This is a genomic window from Glutamicibacter sp. NPDC055354, from assembly GCF_053644955.1.
Window position 1 is genome coordinate 217,132 of the sequence record NZ_JBSHMB010000002.1, and the last position, 18,477, is coordinate 235,608.

Below are 18,477 nucleotides of genomic sequence, written 5' to 3' on the forward strand. Positions count from 1 at the left end.
GGCCCGAACCATCTATGGTTCGGGCCCTCAGCGCGTCCTTAGACGGTGCGCGCCAGAATTGCCTGCTTGACCTCGGCGATAGCCTTGGTCACCTGGATGCCGCGTGGGCATGCTTCGGTGCAGTTGAAGGTGGTGCGGCAACGCCACACGCCTTCCTTGTCGTTCAGGATCTCCAGGCGCATGTCGCCTGCATCATCGCGCGAGTCGAAGATGAAGCGGTGGGCGTTGACGATCGCGGCCGGGCCGAAGTACTGGCCATCGGTCCAGAACACCGGGCAGGAGCTGGTGCAAGCAGCGCACAGGATGCACTTGGTGGTGTCGTCGAAGATCTCGCGATCCTCGGCGGACTGGTAGCGTTCCTTGGTTGGCTCGTGGCCCTTGGAGATCAGGAATGGCATGATCTCGCGGTAGGACTGGAAGAACGGTTCCATGTCGACGATGAGGTCCTTTTCAAGAGGCAGGCCCTTGATGGCTTCAACGGTGATCGGCTTGGAGGTGTCCAGGTCCTTGAGCAGGGTCTTGCAGGCCAGGCGGTTGCGGCCGTTGATGCGCATGGCATCGGAACCGCACACGCCGTGGGCACAGGAGCGGCGGAACGACAGCGAGCCGTCCTGCTCCCACTTGACCTTGTGCAGGGCGTCCAGCACGCGGTCGGTGCCGTACATGGTCAGCTTGAAATCTTCCCAGTATGCGTCCGCAGTAGCCTCTGGCAGGTAGCGGCGAACGCGCAGGGTGATGTCGAAGCTCGGGATCTCTCCGCCGCCGCCAACGCCTGGCTTCAGGTCGATCTTTGACGGTGGTTCTGGCAGTTCGGTGCTCATTAGTACTTACGCTCCATTGGCTGGTAACGGGTAAAGACCACTGGCTTGGTCTCCATGCGGATGCCCTTGATGTCCTCGGTGACGGCTTCTGCGTCACGGTAGGACATCGAGTGCTTCATGAAGTTCTCATCGTCGCGGTCTGGGAAGTCCTCGCGGTAGTGGCCGCCGCGGGATTCCTTGCGGTGCAATGCAGCAACGGTGATGACCTCGGCCAAGTCGAGCAGGAAGCCCAGCTCGATGGCTTCGAGCAGATCCAGGTTGAAGCGCTTGCCCTTGTCCTGGATGCTGATGTTCTTGTAGCGCAGGCGCAGATCCTCGATCACGTCGCGCGCTTCCTTCAGCGAACGCTCGTCGCGGAATACCTGGACGTTGGCGTCCATGGTCTCCTGCAGGATCGAGCGCAGGTCCGAGACGCGCTCGGTGCCGTTGCCGCTCAGCACGCCGTCGATCTGCGCGGTGACGAATTCTTCCGGGTTCTCCGGCAGCTCGACGAAGTCGGCGGTCTTGGAGTACTCGGCAGCGGCAACGCCGGCGCGCTTGCCGAACACGTTGATGTCCAGCAGCGAGTTGGTGCCCAGGCGGTTCGAGCCGTGGACCGATACGCAAGCAACCTCGCCGGCGGCGAACAGGCCGGGAATGACGGTGTCATTGTCCTGCAGCACTTCGGTGTTGATGTTGGTTGGAACGCCACCCATTGCGTAGTGCGCAGTGGGGTAGACAGGCACCGGATCGGTGAATGGCTCGACACCCAGGTAGGTGCGGGCGAACTCGGTGATGTCCGGCAGCTTGGATTCGATGTGCTCTGGTTCCAAGTGGGTCAGATCCAGCAGCACGTAGTCCTTGTTCGGGCCGCAACCGCGGCCTTCGCGGACTTCGTTGGCCATCGCGCGGGCCACGATGTCACGTGGTGCGAGGTCCTTGATGGTCGGCGCATAGCGTTCCATGAAGCGCTCGCCATCCGAGTTGCGCAGGATCGCGCCTTCGCCACGTGCACCCTCGGTGAGCAGGATGCCCAGTCCGGCAAGGCCCGTTGGGTGGAACTGGAAGAACTCCATGTCCTCCAGCGGCAGGCCCGAGCGGAAGGCGATGCCCATGCCGTCGCCGGTCAGGGTGTGCGCGTTGGAGGTGGTCTTGAAGACCTTGCCGGCGCCGCCCGAAGCGAAGATGACCGACTTGGCCTGGAAGACGTGCAGCTCGCCGGTCGCCAGGTCGTAGGAGACGACGCCGGCAACGCGCTTCTGCTTGTAGGCGGTGCCGTCCTCGCGGTAGGCATCCTCTTCGACCATCAGCAGGTCGAGCACGTAGTACTCGTTGTAGAACTCGACGTTGTGCTTGACGCAGTTTTGGTACAGGGTCTGCAGGATCATGTGGCCCGTGCGGTCAGCTGCGTAGCATGCGCGTCGCACGGCGGCTTTGCCGTGGTCGCGGGTGTGGCCGCCGAAGCGGCGCTGGTCGATCTTGCCCTCTGGGGTTCGGTTGAATGGGAGGCCCATCTTCTCCAGGTCCAGCACGGCGTCGATGGCTTCCTTGGCCATGACCTCGGCTGCGTCCTGGTCAACCAGGTAGTCGCCACCCTTGATGGTGTCGAACGTGTGCCACTCCCAGTTGTCTTCCTCGACGTTGGCAAGTGCTGCGCACATGCCGCCCTGGGCCGCACCGGTGTGCGAGCGGGTTGGGTAAAGCTTGGTTAGCACTGCGGTGCGTGCGCGCTGACCGGATTCGATCGCTGCACGCATGCCTGCACCACCGGCACCGACGATAACAACGTCGTACTTATGTACCTGCATTCTTGATGCTCTCTTTTCTAAAAATCTGTGTGGCTATTGGCTGGAACTAGGGGAGTTCCAATTAGCACTGCGGCAGCTGGCTGCCGGCTACGCAAGGATCGAAGGTGAAGATCACCAGGGAACCAAGCACGATGATGAAGATCGTGGCGACGTACAGGATGCCCTTGAGCCATGCACGGGTAGCGTGCTTCTCTGCGTAGTCGTTGATGATGGTGCGCACGCCGTTGGTGCCGTGCAGCATGGCCAGCCACAGCATGGCCAGATCCCAGAACTGCCACAGCGGCGAGGCCCACTTGCCGGCCACGAAGCCGAAGCTGATGCCGGAGATGCCTTCGCCGACCATCAGGTTGGAGATCAGGTGGCCGAAGATCAGGACGATCAGCACGACGCCGGAGAGGCGCATGAACAGCCATGCCAGCATTTCGAAGCTTCCGCGGGACTTTGGTCCGCGCTTGTACTTTGGATCAATGCGCTGGCTGCGAGGAGCAGGAATAGAAACGCTCATGGCTTAGTGGCTCCCAAATGCGATCGACAGGTGACGGATGGCGAAGCCCGCAAAGACGATGACCCAGAGGATCAATACGCCCCAGAGCAACTGGCGCTGGTACTTGGTACCCTGCTTCCAGAAGTCGACCAGGATCAAGCGCAGACCGTTGAATGCGTGGAAGAGGATTGCTGCAACCAGACCGGTTTCACCAAGTGCCATCCACGGCGTCTGGTAGGTGCTAATGATTGCGTCGTAGGCGCCGGCATCGACACGGACCATGGCCGTATCGAGCACGTGCACCAGCAGATAAAGAAAAATAACGACACCGGTGACTCGGTGTCCCACCCAGGACCACATGCCTTCATGGCCGCGGTATAGGGTGCCTGACGAAGTCTTCGACACTGAACTAAACCTCCAAGGCTCGCAACGGCGCATGTGTATATTGCACACAATGAGATTTGACGCACTTGTGCGAGCGTTCCTTGTGCGATTCTAAACCACTTGGCTAGCTCCAATCTATTTCGTGTCTCGTTCCTGTGAGCATGTTCACCGAAAAGGGGTAATTATGCGCTAAAAGGCCGAAATCCCGCCCGTAATACCTCATGCGATGTTTTCGTATTTAATCTGTGGCACAGGTTTCAATGGACAGGATTATCCACCGAATGAATTAGTCTGGAAGGCGTGAATGCAGACCTATTAGCCCGATTCCACGGCGTGATCCCCGCCGGCGGCGTCGGCACCCGATTGTGGCCCCTCTCCAGGGCTTCCGCTCCGAAGTTTTTGCACGATCTGACCGGATCCGGATCCACGCTGATCCGCGCCACCTATGACCGCCTGGTCCCGCTGGCCGGCGAACGGATCATGGTGGTCACCGGGCGTGCGCACCGCGGGGCCGTCGTGTCCCAGCTGCCCGAGCTGTGCGACGAGGACCTGGTGCTTGAGCCGGAGCCGCGCGACTCGGCCGCCGCCATCGGCCTGGCCGCCGCGATCCTGTACCGCCGCGACCCGAGCATCATCATGGGCTCCTTCGCCGCGGACCAGGTCATCGAGCCGGTTGAGGTGTTCCAGGCCGCGCTGAGCGAAGCGATCCACACCGCTGCGACCGGCAAGATCGTGACCATCGGCATCCACCCGACGCACCCTTCCACCGGTTTCGGCTACATCCAGACCGGCCAGCCGCTGCAGGTGCCCAATGCGCCGTCGGCGCGCGGCGTGGTGCAGTTCGTGGAGAAGCCCGATGAGGACACCGCCCGCAAGTACCTGGCCTCGGGCGGGTTCCTGTGGAATGCCGGCATGTTCGTCGCGCCGGTGAGCCTGATGCTCAAGCATCTGGAAGCCAATGAGCCGGCGCTGTACGCGGGCCTGATGAAGATCGCCGATGCCTGGGAAACCGATCAGCGCGAAACCGTGATGCGCGAAGTCTGGGCCGATCTGCCGAAGATCGCCATTGACTATGCGGTGGCCGAGCCGGCCGCCGCGGCCGGCGATGTCGCGGTGATCCCGGGCGTTTTCAACTGGGACGACGTGGGCGACTTCGCCGCGATCGGCCGCTTGAACAAGGCCAGTGCCGAGGAGGGCATCATCAACCTGGGCGGCGAGTCGGTGCGCGTGTATGCCGACAGCGCTACCGGCGTGGTCTATTCGGACCGCCCGCGCGTGGTGGCCCTGGTCGGGATCGAGGATGTGGTCGTGGTGGATACCGCCGACGCGTTGCTGGTGACCACCAAGGAGCATGCGCAGAAGGTCAAGCAGACCGTGGAGGCCTTGAAGGCCGACGGCGCTACCGAGGTGCTCTAGCACAGCAGGATTGCGAACGGGGCGAGCTGGCCGGCAATAGGTCGGCGCGCCCCGTTTCCCTTGCCTGATGTTGCGCAATGCGCCCGAACATTACGGAAAACTGTCATTTTCTGCACCGTGCCGAGTATCTTCAAAAGGTGTCCACCGTGAATGAAAATGGCAATCCGGCTTCCGTCAGCGACTTCACCGAGCCGCTGATCGACCAGCTGATCGGCTTCCGCAGGGAACTGCATCGCAACCCGGAGCTGTCCTTTGCTGAGCACCAAACCACCGAGCGGATTCTCGAGACCCTGCGTGCTGCCGGGCTGGCTCCGCAGAAAATGGCCGACACCGGCGCCTTCGTGGACATTGGCGAAGGGCCCATCCGCATCGCCTTCCGTGCCGACATCGACGCGCTGCCGGTGGTGGAGGAAACCAACCTGGACTTCGCCTCGATGACCCAGGGCGTGGCGCACGCCTGCGGCCACGACATCCACACCACCGTGATGATTGGCGTGGCCTTGGCCCTGGGCAGGATCCATGCCGCCGGCAAGCTCGATGGCTGCGTGCGGGTGATCTTCCAGCCCGCCGAGGAGAAGCTTCCCGGCGGGGCGCTGTCGGTGATCGAGCAGGGCTTGCTCGATGGCGTGCCGCGGGTGCTCGCGCTGCATTGCGACCCGCGGATCGACGCCGGGTATATCGGCACCCGCATCGGTGCAATCACCTCGGCCAGCGACACCATCCGCATCGAGGTCAACGGCCGGGGCGGGCACACCTCGCGCCCGCACCTGACCGAAGACATCGTTTTCGCGATGAGCCAGATCGCCACCCAGGTCCCGGCCGTGCTCGGACGCAAGGTCGATGTGCGCTCGGCCGTCTCGGTGGTCTGGGGCCAGATCCATGCCGGCAGCGTGCCGAACGCGATCCCCGCCACCGGATACCTGGCCGGAACCATGCGCTGCCTGGACGGCGATGTCTGGTACGAGGCCGGTGAGCTGCTGGACCAGGCCGTGCGCCAGATCGCCGCTCCCTACGGAGTGGAAATCAAGCTGCAGCACACCCGTGGAGTGCCTCCTGTGGTCAACGCTCCGGCGGAGACCGCATTGATCGAGGACGCCGCGCGCCGCGAGTTCGGAGCCGAGGCCATCGAGCTGACTCCGCAGTCCATGGGCGGGGAGGACTTCGCGTGGATGACTCAGAAGGTTTCCGGTGCGATGCTGCGGCTGGGAACCCGCGCCCCGGGCGGCAAAACCTATGACCTGCACCGCGGGGACTATATCCCGGACGAATCGTGCATTGGCGTGGGGGTTCGCATCATGGCGGCCGCCGCCATGCAGGCTGTGCGCGAGGCGAACGCCAAATAGGGCGTTGGCCACATCAAACCTGAAAGTTTTTAACATTTCTTTGACGCTTTAACAATTCGGTCAGTGACTTGGGCGTTGGCGTTAAGCGCTTGCCGTTTTGCGGCCCGTAAGTTATCTGTTTGTAATCTTTATCGTCTTTACCTGTGACATATCTCCGATAGGCTATGGAAACGATGGGAATGCTTTGACTTTTGGTGTGCTCGAGTAAGGCCTAGGCAATGAAGCCTTGCACGAGGGTCAGGTGTCTTGCCTCCCGCATTATCTCGCAAGATTCTTTGGAGGAACAGATGCGCTTCGTATCGCGCAAGACCGGTATGGCTGCAGCCATGCTCGGCATCTCGGCATTAGCTTTGAGCGCCTGCGGCGCTGCACCGGAAGAGACCAGCTCGGCTGGCCAGTTCCCGGACTACGTTGGCTGTATTGTGTCCGACTCCGGTGGATTCGACGACCAGTCCTTCAACGAATCTTCCTTCCGCGGCTTGAAGAACGCCGAGAAGGACCTGGGCATCCAGACCAAGGATGCAGAATCCAAGTCGAACGCCGACTTCGCGACCAACCTCAACGGCATGGTCAACGCAGGCTGCGACCTGACCGTCACCATCGGCTTCCTGCTGGGCGACGCAACCGCTGAGGCTGCCGCGGCCAACCCGGATAAGAACTTCGCCATCGTCGACTTCCAGTACGAGAAGCCGATCGAAAACGTCAAGCCGATCATCTACGACACGGCCCAGGCTGCCTACCTGGCAGGCTACGCAGCAGCTGCCGCTTCGAAGACCGGCACCGTTGCCACCTTCGGCGGCATCAAGATCCCTACCGTCACCATCTTCATGGACGGCTTCGCTGACGGCGTGGCCAAGTTCAACGAAGACAAGGGCAAGGACGTCAAGCTGCTGGGCTGGGACAAGAAGAAGCAGGACGGCACCTTCTCCGGCGACTTCGAGAAGCAGGATAAGGGCAAGCAGATCACCAAGAACTTCATCGCTTCCGGCGCTGACGTTGTCATGCCTGTCGCCGGCCCAGTGGGCAAGGGCGCTGGCGCTGCAGTGGTCGAGGCCAACGACGGCGGCAAGGAAGCCAAGCTCGTGTGGGTCGACTCCGACGGCTTCCTGACCGCTCCCGACTACAAGGACGTCATGCTGACCTCGGTCGTGAAGACCATGGACACCGCAGTCGAAGATGTCATCCGCACCGACGCCGAGGGCAAGTTCGACTCGACCCCGTACGTGGGCACCTTGGAGAACGAGGGCGTTGCACTGGCACCGTTCCACAACTTCGATGAGGAAATCGGCGAAGACACCAAGAAGGAGATCGATGCCCTGAAGCAGCAGATCATCTCCGGTGAGCTGGAGATCGAATCGGCCTCCAGCCCCAAGTAGGTCTAGGCAAACCAGCCATGGAGCGCGTCACCGCTCGCCGCAATACAGCGGTGGGCAGGTGACGCGCTTTATGCCTGCCTAAGGGCCAAAACAACCTGCAAGCAAGAACCTCGCCAAACGAACAATGAAGATGGTGGAATCGTGAAACTCGAACTACGAGGAATCTCGAAAGCCTTCGGTTCTTTCTACGCCAACAAAGATATCGACCTGACGGTCGATGACGCCCAGATTCACTGTCTGCTCGGCGAAAACGGTGCTGGAAAGTCCACGCTTATGAACGTGCTCTACGGGCTGTACCAGCCGACCGAGGGCCAAATTTTGCTGGACGGGAAGCCCGTCGAGTTCTCCGGACCGGGCGACGCCATGGCCTCGGGCATCGGCATGGTGCACCAGCACTTCATGCTGGTCCCGGTCTTCACCGTGGCAGAGAATATTGCCCTCGGCGCAGAAACCACCAAGGCTGGCGGCGTGCTTGACCTGCAGGTCACCCGCAAGAAGATCCGCGAGATCTCCGACCGCTACGGCTTCGACGTGGACCCGGACGCGGTCGTCGAAGACCTGCCCGTTGGCGTGCAGCAGCGTGTCGAGATCATCAAGGCCCTGGTGCGCGAGGCCAAGATCCTGATCCTCGATGAGCCGACCGCGGTGCTGACCCCGCAGGAAACCGACGAGCTGCTGGACATCATGCGCCAGCTCAAGGCCAACGGCACCTCCATCGTCTTCATCTCGCACAAGCTGCGCGAAGTGCGCGCCGTGTCCGATGTGATCACCGTGATCCGCCGCGGCCAGGTCATCGATTCGGTCTCCCCGGAATCCTCCACCACCGAGCTGGCCAACCTCATGGTCGGCCGCGCCGTGGAGCTGAACCTGAACAAGGCGGCAGCCACTCCCGGGCAGGCGGTACTGCAGGTCAAGGACCTGACGGTCGTCGACCCGGCGGGCACCACCACGCTGGACTCGGTCACCTTGGATATCCATGCAGGCGAGATCCTGGCGATCGCCGGCGTGCAGGGCAACGGCCAGACCGAACTGACCGAAGCGATCCTGGGCACCCAGCCGGTGACGGGCGGCTCGGTCAAGCTCGCCGGCCAAGAGCTGGTTGGCAAGTCGGTCAAGCAGATCCTGCGCTCGGGCCTCGGCTTCGTTCCCGAAGACCGTTCGGTGCACGGCCTGGTCACCCAGTTCTCCATCGAGGAGAACCTGGTGCTGGACCTCTACGACCGCCCGCCATTCGGCAAGGGCATCTCGATGAACCTGGAGGCGATCAAGAAGAACGCCGCGCAGCAGATCCAGGGCTTCGACGTGCGTACCGATAATCCGCTGAACCCTGCCTCCAGCCTCTCGGGCGGCAACCAGCAGAAGGTCGTCATGGCCCGCGAGCTGAGCCGCGATTTGAAGCTGTTCATCGCTTCGCAGCCGACCCGCGGCGTGGATGTGGGATCCATCGAGTTCCTGCACCGCCGCATCGTGGCCGAGCGAGACAAGGGCACCCCGGTGATGATCGTTTCCACCGAGCTGGACGAGGTCATGGAATTGGCCGACCGCATCGCCGTGCTCTACAAGGGCAGGATCAACGGCATCGTGCCGGGCGACACCTCCCGCGAGGTGCTGGGCTTGATGATGGCCGGCGTTTCGCAGGAAGAAGCCCTGGCCCAGGCCGAATTCGCGAAGGCGGAGAACGAGCCGGTTGAAGCCCAGCCAGCTAGCGAGCATGACAACCAGGAAGGAGAAGCGCAGTGAGCGAGAAAGCACCTGTGGTTCCCGGCTCCGGCAAGCCGGGCAATGACCTCTTGCGCCAAATCACCCAGGGACCAGGCCTGGTCTCGGTCCTCGGCGTCATCGTCGCACTGGTCATCGGCGGCCTGCTGATTGCGGTCACCGATGAGAAGGTGGGCGAAACGGCCGGCTACCTCTTCGCCCAGCCTTCGGCCTTCTTCGGCGAATTCTGGCGTGCGGCCACCGAAAGCTATGTGGCGCTGTTCAACGGCTCGATCTACAACTCCTCGCAGGGGTTCAAGCCGTTCCTGGAGACCCTGACCGTCTCCACCCCGCTGATCTGCGCCGGCTTGGGCGTGGCCGTGGCATTCCGCGCCGGCCTGTTCAACATCGGTGCCCAGGGCCAGATCATCATCGGCTCGGTGCTGGCCGCCTACATCGGCTTCGCCTGGCACCTGCCCATCGGCCTGCACCTGCTGCTGGTGATCGTCTTCGGCCTGCTCGGCGGCGCGATCTGGGGCGGCCTGGTCGGCCTGCTCAAGGCCAAGACCGGCGCCCACGAAGTGATCCTCACGATCATGTTCAACTACGTGGCCGTGTACCTGATCGACTTCCTGATGAACACCCAGGCCTTCCGCCGTCCCGGCGAGACCAACCCGATCTCGCCGATCCTGGACAGCTCGGCCATCTTCCCGGCGATCCCCGGATCGCGTTTGCACCTGGGCTTCGTGATGGCGGTGCTGCTGGTGCTGGCCGTGTCCTGGATGTTCAAGCGCTCCACCGTGGGCTTCGAATTCCGCGCCGTGGGCCACAACCCGGAGGCCGCGCAGACCGCCGGCATCAACGTGGCCCGCACCACCATCATCGCGATGGCGCTGGCTGGCGCGTTGGCCGGTGCCGCAGGCGTGGCACAGGTGGCAGGCACCGAAAAGGTGCTCACCGGCGGCATCGCCGGTTCGCTGGGCTTCGACGCGATCACCGTGGCGTTGCTGGGCCGCTCCACCCCGTGGGGCACCTTCTTCGCCGGCCTGCTCTTCGGAGCGTTCCAGGCCGGTGCGGTGAACATGCAGATCACCACCGGCACCCCGATCGACATCGTTTCGGTGGTTCAGTCGCTGATCGTGCTGTTCATTGCCGCTCCGCCGCTGGTCAAGGCCATCTTCGGCATGAACCGCAAGAAGAAGCGCAGCTCCAAGCTCGAACCTACTAAGGCAGGTGCCAAGTGACCTCTTCCACCTTGCAGCCGGCAATCAACGTCCTGCCGAGCAAGAAGACCCCGATCATCCTCTCGGTGATCGCAGTGATCGTCTTCTTCAGCTTCGGCCTGCTGGGCAACGACCAAGCCGCCCACTTCACGCTGAACAGCGCCGGCGACGCCTTCGAGCTGCCCGAACTGGTCTTCCCGGGCCGCATCACCAACATCGTGTTCGGCGTGCTGCTGCTGGCCATTGCCGCCTACGCGTGGATGCAGCGCAAGCAGGGGAGGATCCTGGCCACCTGGATGGTCGCCATCGCGGCGGTCCTGTTCGTGCTGGGCTTCCTGATCTGGGTGGTCTCCGGCGCCAACATCAACAGCATTTCGCTGGCCAGCCTGCTGGCCGGTGGCGTGGTGCTGGCCGTGCCGCTGGTCTTCGGTTCGCTTTCGGGCGTGCTGTGCGAGCGTGCCGGCGTGGTCAACATCGCCATCGAGGGCCAGCTGCTGGGCGGTGCTTTCACCGCGGCACTGGTCGCCTCGCTGACCCAGAGCGCCTTCGCGGGCCTGGTTGCCGCCGGCCTGGCCGGCGCCATGGTCTCGCTGGTCCTGGCGGTCTTCTCCATCAAGTACGTGGTCAACCAGATCATCGTCGGCGTGGTCCTGAACGTGCTGGTTTCGGGCATCACCGGCTTCCTGTTCACCACCGTGATGCAGGAGGACCCGGAGCGCTTCAACTCGCCAGCGCACCTGCCGGTCATTGAAATCCCGCTGCTCTCCTCGATCCCGGTCATCGGCCCGATCCTGTTCAAGCAGTCGGTGATCGGCTACCTGATGTACCTGGCCGTCTTCCTGGTCTGGTTCGGCCTGTTCAAGACCAAGTGGGGCCTGCGCGTGCGCGCCGTGGGCGAGCATCCGAAGGCAGCCGATACCCTGGGCATCAAGGTCAACGCGATCCGCTTCTGGAATGTCACCCTCGGCGGCATCGTGGCCGGCATCGGCGGTTCCTTCTTCACCCTGGTGGCCATCGACTCCTTCACCAAGGAAATCTCCGGCGGCCGCGGCTTCATCGCGCTGGCCGCAGTCATCTTCGGCCGGTGGAACCCGATCGGCGCTTTCCTGGCCGCCCTGCTCTTCGGCTTCGCCGATAACTTGCAGGTGATCCTGACGATCATCGGCACCCCGGTACCGAGCCAGTTCATGGCCATGATGCCTTACCTGGTGACCATCTTCGCGGTGGCCGGATTGGTGGGGCGTTCGCGCGGACCGGCAGCTGCGGGCGAACCCTACGTGAAGGAATAGCGATTTCCCATGAATAGCAACAACGCGCCGTGGCCGCAGCTCGAAGCTGCGGCTGCGGCCGCGCTGTCCCAGGCCTACGCGCCCTACTCCGAGTTCCGGGTGGGTGCGGCGGCTCTGACCAGCGACGGCCGCCTGATTTCAGGGTGCAACATCGAGAACGCCGCCTACGGGGTCACCCTGTGCGCTGAATGCGCCATGGTGGGCCAGCTCTTCGCCACCGGCGGGGGCACCATGGAATACTTCCTGTGCTTCGGCCAGCTGCGCGAGGGCGAGCTCGAACTGATTACCCCGTGCGGCCGGTGCCGCCAGCTGCTTTTCGAGCACCGCGGGGCGCAGCTGCTGATCAAGACAGCCCGCGGCATCGTGGGAATCGACGACCTCTTGCCTGACGCGTTCGGGCCGCAGAATCTCAACTTCTAGCGCCGGAGCACACCGGCCAACAGCAGAATGGAAGGTGCCTGATATGGCTACCGAGCAATTCAGTGCCGTCGAAGTCATCCGCGCCAAGCGCGATGGCGGCGAACTGAGCAACGAGATGATCGACTGGACCATCGATGCCTACACCCGCGGGGCCATCGCCGAAGAGCAGATGTCCGCGCTGAACATGGCCATCTACTTCCAGGGCATGAACCGCAACGAGATCTCGCGCTGGACCACGGCGATGATCAACTCCGGGGAACGCATGGACTTCTCTGCCCTCACCGACCCGTCGGGCAAGAAGCTGGCCACCACCGACAAGCACTCCACCGGCGGCGTGGGGGACAAGATCACCTTGCCGCTGGCTCCGCTGGTCGCCAGCTTCGGCGTGGCCGTCCCGCAGCTCTCGGGCCGCGGGCTGGGCCACACCGGCGGCACCCTGGACAAGCTCGAAGCCATTCCGGGCTGGAAGGCGGACCTGTCCAACGAGGCGCTGTTCTCCCAGCTGTCCAACGTCGGCGCGGTTATCTGCGCCGCCGGCACCGGACTGGCTCCAGCGGACAAGAAGCTCTACGCCCTGCGCGATGTCACCGCCACGGTGGAAGCCATCCCGCTGATCGCGTCCTCGATCATGAGCAAGAAGATCGCCGAAGGCACCGGCACCCTGGTGCTGGATGTGAAGGTCGGCTCCGGCGCGTTCATGAAGGACGAGGCCATGGCCCGCGAACTGGCCGAGACGATGGTGAACCTGGGCACCGATGCGTCGGTGAACACCGTGGCGCTGCTGACCAACATGGAAACCCCGCTGGGCCTGACCGCCGGCAACGCCATCGAGGTCGAGGAATCTGTTGAGGTCCTGGCCGGCGGCGGACCAGAGGACGTCGTGGAGCTGACCGTGGCCCTGGCCATCGAGATGCTTGCCGGGGCAGGCATCAAGGATGTGGATGTCGCCGGTGCGCTGAAGAACGGCAAGGCCATGGACATCTGGCGCAAGATGATCGTGGCCCAGGGCGGCGATCCGGATGCCAAGCTGCCGGTAGCCAAGGAATCGCACACCGTGGTGGCGCCCGCCGAGGGCGTGCTGATCAAGCTCGACGCGATGGACATCGGCCTGGCCGCCTGGACCCTGGGCGCAGGACGTGCCCGCAAGGAAGACAGCGTCCAGGCCGGCGCCGGCGTGCGCATGCACGTGAAGCCAGGTGCCTTGGTTCGCCGGGGCGAGCCGATTGCCACCTTGCTGACCGACACCCCGGCCAAGATGGAGCGTGCCATCGAGCTGGTCCAGCGCGCCATCATGATCGGTTCGGCCGATGACCGTCCGGACACCCGCCTGATCCTGGACCGCATCGCCGCCAAGTAGCCGAATCCGGATTGGCGCTCAAGGAGCCGGGAAACACGTTGCCGTGTTTCCCGGCTCTTTTGCTTGCCGGCGACCGATCCGCTGGGAATCTGCGCCCCGCTCCAGAAATATCGGGAGCCTGGTCGCCCTGCGAGTGCTCTTCCCCGGCCTCGCTGCCTGCAGCAGCTGGGCTTTTCTTTCCGGAGGGCCGTGCAGGTCCGTTCGTCTTAGAAGTCGCGGTAGCTATTACCTGGAATCCTGGTGGTTCCCAGGCCAGCTGCCGCAGTGGAAGTTCCCAGAAAGTTCCCGGGAACAATAACGGCGTAGTCAAACGTTAGTCAGTTAACTCCTACCTGGGTAGCAGATGGGAATTGTCCACAACGCAACGTAAGCAGGATGCGCGCAGGTGAGTTCTCGAGCGAAAATGGAGAGACATTCAGCGCATGGAGCGCCTTGGGAAAGTAGATGTAGGCACGCATGGAATTAGTCAATGAGGCAATCACGCAGGCCGCCAGCGCATGGTGGATCCTGCCGTTATTGTTTCTGTTCTGCATGATCGATGCGATTTTCCCCCTCGTCCCGAGTGAATCATTTTTGGTTTCACTGGCCGCGGTCGGCGTCCACACCGGTGTTCCCAACCTTGTCCTGATCGGCTTGCTCGGTGCCGGCGGTGCCTTGCTCGGCGACCAGATCACGTACGCCATCGGACGCAAGATCGGATCCAGGGGATTCAAGTGGATGCGCGGGCAACGCGCGCAGCGGGTGCTGAACTATGCCGAGAAGAAACTTGAAACCTCGGGAGCTCTGCTGATTTTCACGGCCCGATACATCCCGATTGGCCGAGTGGCCGTGAACCTGACCGCGGGCGCCACCGGATTCAGCCACAAGCGCTTCACCCTCTTCGACACCATCGGCGTACTGACCTGGGCTGCCTACTCCGTCAGCATCGGTGCGCTGGCTGGCAACTGGATGCACGACAACAAGCTGCTGGGCATTGCAGTTTCCATTGTCATCGCCGTAGTGCTCGGATTCGTCATCGACCGGATCGTCAGCTGGGTGCTGGATCGCCTGCATCGGCGCGCGGCGAAGCGCGAAGGGCACCCGGTGCAACCAGCCAGGCAGACCGTCCCGCCAACCCCTGACGAGGGTTAACCTCCCGTATTGATCAGGGTCACATAGTGGCTCGCAGATCTTTACCCGTTGGAGCTGTCAGTTCCGCGAAAATGCGACTAGGCTCAGTGGTGTGACTGAAGAAATGATTCATACTGACTACGATCCCGAATTCGACTTCCGGGATCTGCCTAAAGTTTCGCTCCATGACCACCTCGACGGTGGTTTGCGCCCTCAGACGATCATCGAGCTGGCCGCCGAGATTGGACACGAGCTGCCAGAGACCGAAGCAGAAGCTTTGGGCGAATGGTTCCGTGAATCAGCCGACTCCGGCACGCTGCCACGCTACCTGGAAACCTTCGAGCACACCGTCGCGGTCATGCAGACCCGAGATGCGCTGATCCGCGTTGCCCGCGAATTCGTCGAGGACCTCGCTGAAGACGGTGTCATCTACGGCGAAGTCCGCTATGCACCAGAGCAGCACCGCCGCGAAGGCTTGAGCCTGGACGACGTCGTCGACGCCATCCAGGAAGGCCTGGACCAGGCCTGCGAGCAGCTCAACGCCGAGGGCCACCCGATGCAGATCGGCCAGATCGTTACCGCCATGCGCCACAGCGACCAAGGCGTGGAAATCGCCAAGCTGGCCCTGCGCCACCGTGGTCGTGGCGTCGTCGGTTTCGATATCGCTGGTGCTGAAGATGGCTTCCCGCCCTCAGTGATGAAGGAAGCTTTCGACCTGCTGGCCGAGAACCTCTTCCCAACCACCGTGCACGCTGGCGAAGCAGCCGGCCTGGATTCCATCAAGGAAGCCATCCTGATCGGCCGCGCCCAGCGCCTGGGCCACGGAGTCCGCGTAGCCGAGGACATCGAGATCGAGTTCGGAGCTATCGACGAGAACGGCGAAGAACTCAGCGACGATACCGGTCTGGTATCGCTGGGCCCGGTAGCGAACTGGGTCCGCGAACGCGGCATCCCGCTGGAAGTCTGCCCGTCCTCGAACCTGCAGACCGGTGCTACCTCCAAATTCGGCGAAGGCATCGGGAACCACCCGATCGACCTGCTGGTCCAGACCGGTTTCAATGTCACCATCTCGCCGGATAACCGCCTGATGTCCGGCACCACCTTGTCCGATGAGTTCGAATTGCTGGTAGAAGCCTTCGACTACGACTTGGAAGATCTGCTGGATCTGACGCTGAACGCCGCCGAAGCTGCCTTCGTCCCGCTGGAAATGCGCGAGCTGCTCGTTGAGTACATCAACGACTACTACGACAACCTGCTGGATGACGAGGACTACGACGAAGACGAATACGAAAACGTCGCCGACTAGTTCCAGGACCCAGCCGCCAGGCAACCACCGAAGCCGCCCCTTGCTCAAGCAAGGGGCGGCTTCGCTGGTTCCAAGGGCAGGTGGTTCCTAGAACGGGTACTGCTTCTTGGTGGACTGCACGCCGACCCAGTGATCGGTGGTGAATTCCTCGATAGCCCACTCGCCGTTGAAACGGCCCAGACCCGAATTCTTCTCGCCACCGAACATCACATGCGGTTCATCATTGACGGTGATGTCATTGACGTGAGTCATCCCGGCCTTGATGCCGCGGGCAAAGGCGACGCCCTTCTCCAGGTTTTGCGTGAAAACGGCCGAGGACAAGCCGAATTCGGTGTCGTTGGCCAGTTCCAGCGCATGCTCTTCGGAGTCGGCCTTGGCGATGCCCACGACCGGGCCGAAGATCTCCTCGCGGAACAGTTCCATGCCGCTGGTGACATCTGCGAAGACGTGGGGAGAGACCACACGGCCTGTGATCGAACCTGCCAGGACTTCGCGGGCGCCCTGGCCACGTGCGGTCTTGATCTTGCCGCTCACCGACGCCAACTGCGCATCATTGATGATCGGTCCCACGAGGTTGGCTGGATCGGCGGCATCGCCATAGCCGAGCTTGCCGACCTGCTCGATGAACTTCTCGATGAAGGCCTCGTAGACCGGAGCCTGGACGATGATGCGGTTGATGGCCATGCAGATCTGCCCCTGGTGCAAGAACTTGCCCAGGGTCGCGGCCTTGGCTGCTTCGTCAAGATCAGCGTCTTCGAGCACGACGAATGGCGCGTTGCCGCCAAGCTCCAGCGCCACGCGTTTCATGTGCTCGCCGCTGACCGCGATTTTCCCGACGTTCTTGCCCACCGGAGTCGAACCGGTGAACGAAACCAGCGACGGGGTCCTATGCGCCACGAAGTAATCGCCGATTTCCGAACCGGAACCAACTACTGCGTTCAGCACGCCATCTGGCAGGCCAGCCTCGGCGAAAGCCTTGGCCAGGACCAAGGCTCCCACCAGCGGGGTATCCGAGGCGGGTTTGAGCACCACCGCATTGCCCAGGGCCAGGGCGGGCGCTACGGACCGGGCCGACAGCAGCAGCGGGAAGTTCCACGGGCTGATGACGCCCACCACGCCGACCGGTTCGCGGTAGACCCGGTTCTCCTTGCCCTCGGCATTGGAGGGCAGGATCTTGCCGTGCACGCGGGTGGGGAAGGTGGCTGCTTCGCGGATGGCAGCGATGGTGCCGCCCAGTTCGATGTTCGCCTTCAACTGCGTGGAACCGGACTCGGCGGTCAACAGCGCCAGGATGCCCGCGAAGTTCGACTGCAGGTAGTCGGCGGCCTGGTTCAGGACCTTCGAGCGCTTGCCGGGGGAGAGCGCCGCCCAACCTGGCTGCGCACCGGCGGCAGCGCCATAGGCGTCGTCGACGTCTTGGGTTGAGGCCTGGCGGATCTCAGCCAGGAGCGAGTCATCGAAAGGGTTGGCAGTGCGCAGGATGCGCTCGGAGCGCCCCTCAACCCACTGGCCGCCGATGAAGAGTTTGGCTGGAAGCTGATCCAGGAATTCCAGCTGGGCGGTGTCTTGGACGGTCATTGGCAATCCTTCGCGTCGTCGGGATGAACTACGGCCATGCTAGCCCGAATGGGCAGCAATGGGGAGCTCCTTGGCCGCAGGCTGAAAGCCCGCTTCGATAGCATGTTCCTATGCCGGAGAACAGAACGCAGCTAGACCAGCTCAACGCCACCGTACGCACCCTTCGCAGCAGATGCGCCTGGACTGGCGCGCTGACTCACGAGTCGCTGCGCACCTACCTCATCGAGGAAAGCTATGAGGTGCTGGACGCCATCGCTGAACGGAACCCGGATCTGTTGAAGGAGGAGCTGGGGGACTTGTACTTCCAGATCCTGCTGCATTCGCTGATCGCCGAGGAGCAAGACCATTTCGGCCTGGACGATGTCGCCGAAACGCTGAATGCGAAGCTATTGCGCCGCAACCGGCATATTTTCGACGAGCAGGGCCAGGTCCGCCAGGACGTCATCACGGATGTGGACGAGATTATCCGCGTTTGGGATGCGGCGAAGCAGGCCGAACGCGCCGGCCAGCCGAAGAAGCGGAAGAACGCCGGACTGCCGGCTGGGCTGCCGTCCCTAGCGCTCGCGCAGAAATTGCTTGATCGCCATGCCAGAGCAGGATCGGCACAGCCCGCGGCCGGGCTAGTCACCGAGCAGGTTCGTGAGCGAATCGTCGACGAGTTCTCCCTGGCCAAGGAATTGATGGCCCTGTCAGCGAGGGCCGAGGAGCTGGGCCTGGATGCCGAATCGGTGCTGCGCGCGGCCCTGGGCCAGCAATACGGCGCGGAAACTGGCGCAACAACATCGCCCAAATCACCTTCGAAGCGCTAGGCTAGAGACAGGCAATGGCGCCGACGGTCTTATCAGCGACCGCTGGTTGACCTGCCCCAAGACCACCCCTTTTCTA

The 18,477-nt window shown here is 62.8% G+C and carries 16 protein-coding genes; 11 read left to right on the top strand and 5 right to left on the bottom strand.

Translation table 11 applies throughout. The features are described 5' to 3' along the window. Positions 1-38: 38 nt before the first annotated feature. The 4 genes from ACWICV_RS11255 to sdhC form a co-directional block, all read right to left on the bottom strand. Positions 39-821: a succinate dehydrogenase iron-sulfur subunit gene (locus tag ACWICV_RS11255; RefSeq protein WP_105661693.1), complete on the bottom strand. Its 783-nt coding sequence runs from the start codon at positions 819-821 to the stop codon at positions 39-41. Next, a complete protein-coding gene (gene sdhA / locus ACWICV_RS11260; protein ID WP_402472624.1) occupies positions 821-2,608 on the bottom strand; it encodes a succinate dehydrogenase flavoprotein subunit in 1,788 nt (595 codons plus the stop codon). Before sdhA ends, ACWICV_RS11255 begins: the two co-directional genes overlap by 1 nt. Before the next feature lie 61 nt (positions 2,609-2,669). After that, positions 2,670-3,113, bottom strand: coding sequence for a succinate dehydrogenase hydrophobic membrane anchor subunit (locus ACWICV_RS11265; RefSeq protein ID WP_105661695.1), 444 nt, complete (start codon positions 3,111-3,113; stop codon positions 2,670-2,672). 3 nt (positions 3,114-3,116) lie between these two features. After that, entirely contained in the window at positions 3,117-3,530 is a 414-nt protein-coding gene (sdhC, locus tag ACWICV_RS11270) for a succinate dehydrogenase, cytochrome b556 subunit (RefSeq protein ID WP_388025151.1), read from the bottom strand. A 246-nt stretch (positions 3,531-3,776) separates the two neighbouring features. On the opposite strand from sdhC, the gene ACWICV_RS11275 reads away from it, so the two are divergent. From ACWICV_RS11275 to ACWICV_RS11320, 10 genes are all read left to right on the top strand, one after another. After that, positions 3,777-4,892, top strand: coding sequence for a mannose-1-phosphate guanylyltransferase (locus ACWICV_RS11275; protein WP_332499238.1), 1,116 nt, complete (start codon positions 3,777-3,779; stop codon positions 4,890-4,892). A gap of 146 nt (positions 4,893-5,038) precedes the next feature. Continuing rightward, complete coding sequence (locus ACWICV_RS11280; protein ID WP_454091031.1) at positions 5,039-6,235, top strand: amidohydrolase; 1,197 nt, start codon at positions 5,039-5,041, stop codon at positions 6,233-6,235. 287 nt (positions 6,236-6,522) lie between these two features. Beyond that, entirely contained in the window at positions 6,523-7,611 is a 1,089-nt protein-coding gene (locus tag ACWICV_RS11285) for a BMP family lipoprotein (protein WP_105657428.1), read from the top strand. Between the two features lie 141 nt (positions 7,612-7,752). Then, positions 7,753-9,351: an ABC transporter ATP-binding protein gene (locus ACWICV_RS11290; protein WP_105657429.1), complete on the top strand. Its 1,599-nt coding sequence runs from the start codon at positions 7,753-7,755 to the stop codon at positions 9,349-9,351. Next, complete coding sequence (locus tag ACWICV_RS11295; protein ID WP_332489200.1) at positions 9,348-10,553, top strand: ABC transporter permease; 1,206 nt, start codon at positions 9,348-9,350, stop codon at positions 10,551-10,553. Before ACWICV_RS11290 ends, ACWICV_RS11295 begins: the two co-directional genes overlap by 4 nt. Beyond that, positions 10,550-11,821 carry an ABC transporter permease gene (locus ACWICV_RS11300; protein WP_105657431.1) on the top strand — a complete coding sequence of 424 codons (1,272 nt, stop codon included), beginning with the start codon at positions 10,550-10,552 and terminating at the stop codon, positions 11,819-11,821. Before ACWICV_RS11295 ends, ACWICV_RS11300 begins: the two co-directional genes overlap by 4 nt. A 9-nt stretch (positions 11,822-11,830) precedes the next feature. Then, positions 11,831-12,241 carry a cytidine deaminase gene (locus tag ACWICV_RS11305; RefSeq protein WP_105657432.1) on the top strand — a complete coding sequence of 137 codons (411 nt, stop codon included), beginning with the start codon at positions 11,831-11,833 and terminating at the stop codon, positions 12,239-12,241. Between the two features lie 43 nt (positions 12,242-12,284). Then, positions 12,285-13,598, top strand: coding sequence for a thymidine phosphorylase (locus tag ACWICV_RS11310; protein ID WP_402472618.1), 1,314 nt, complete (start codon positions 12,285-12,287; stop codon positions 13,596-13,598). A gap of 456 nt (positions 13,599-14,054) precedes the next feature. After that, positions 14,055-14,729 carry a DedA family protein gene (locus tag ACWICV_RS11315; RefSeq protein WP_105657434.1) on the top strand — a complete coding sequence of 225 codons (675 nt, stop codon included), beginning with the start codon at positions 14,055-14,057 and terminating at the stop codon, positions 14,727-14,729. A gap of 103 nt (positions 14,730-14,832) precedes the next feature. Next, positions 14,833-16,014, top strand: a complete 1,182-nt coding sequence (locus tag ACWICV_RS11320) for an adenosine deaminase (protein ID WP_402472755.1) — start codon at positions 14,833-14,835, stop codon at positions 16,012-16,014. A gap of 87 nt (positions 16,015-16,101) precedes the next feature. Here the strand turns inward: ACWICV_RS11320 and ACWICV_RS11325 are convergent, their stop codons facing one another. Continuing rightward, entirely contained in the window at positions 16,102-17,592 is a 1,491-nt protein-coding gene (locus ACWICV_RS11325; RefSeq protein WP_454091032.1) for an aldehyde dehydrogenase family protein, read from the bottom strand. 110 nt (positions 17,593-17,702) lie between these two features. Here ACWICV_RS11325 and ACWICV_RS11330 point away from each other — a divergent pair, with 110 nt between their 5' ends. Continuing rightward, complete coding sequence (locus ACWICV_RS11330) at positions 17,703-18,401, top strand: MazG nucleotide pyrophosphohydrolase domain-containing protein (RefSeq protein ID WP_332594731.1); 699 nt, start codon at positions 17,703-17,705, stop codon at positions 18,399-18,401. The last annotated feature ends 76 nt before the right edge of the window (positions 18,402-18,477 follow it).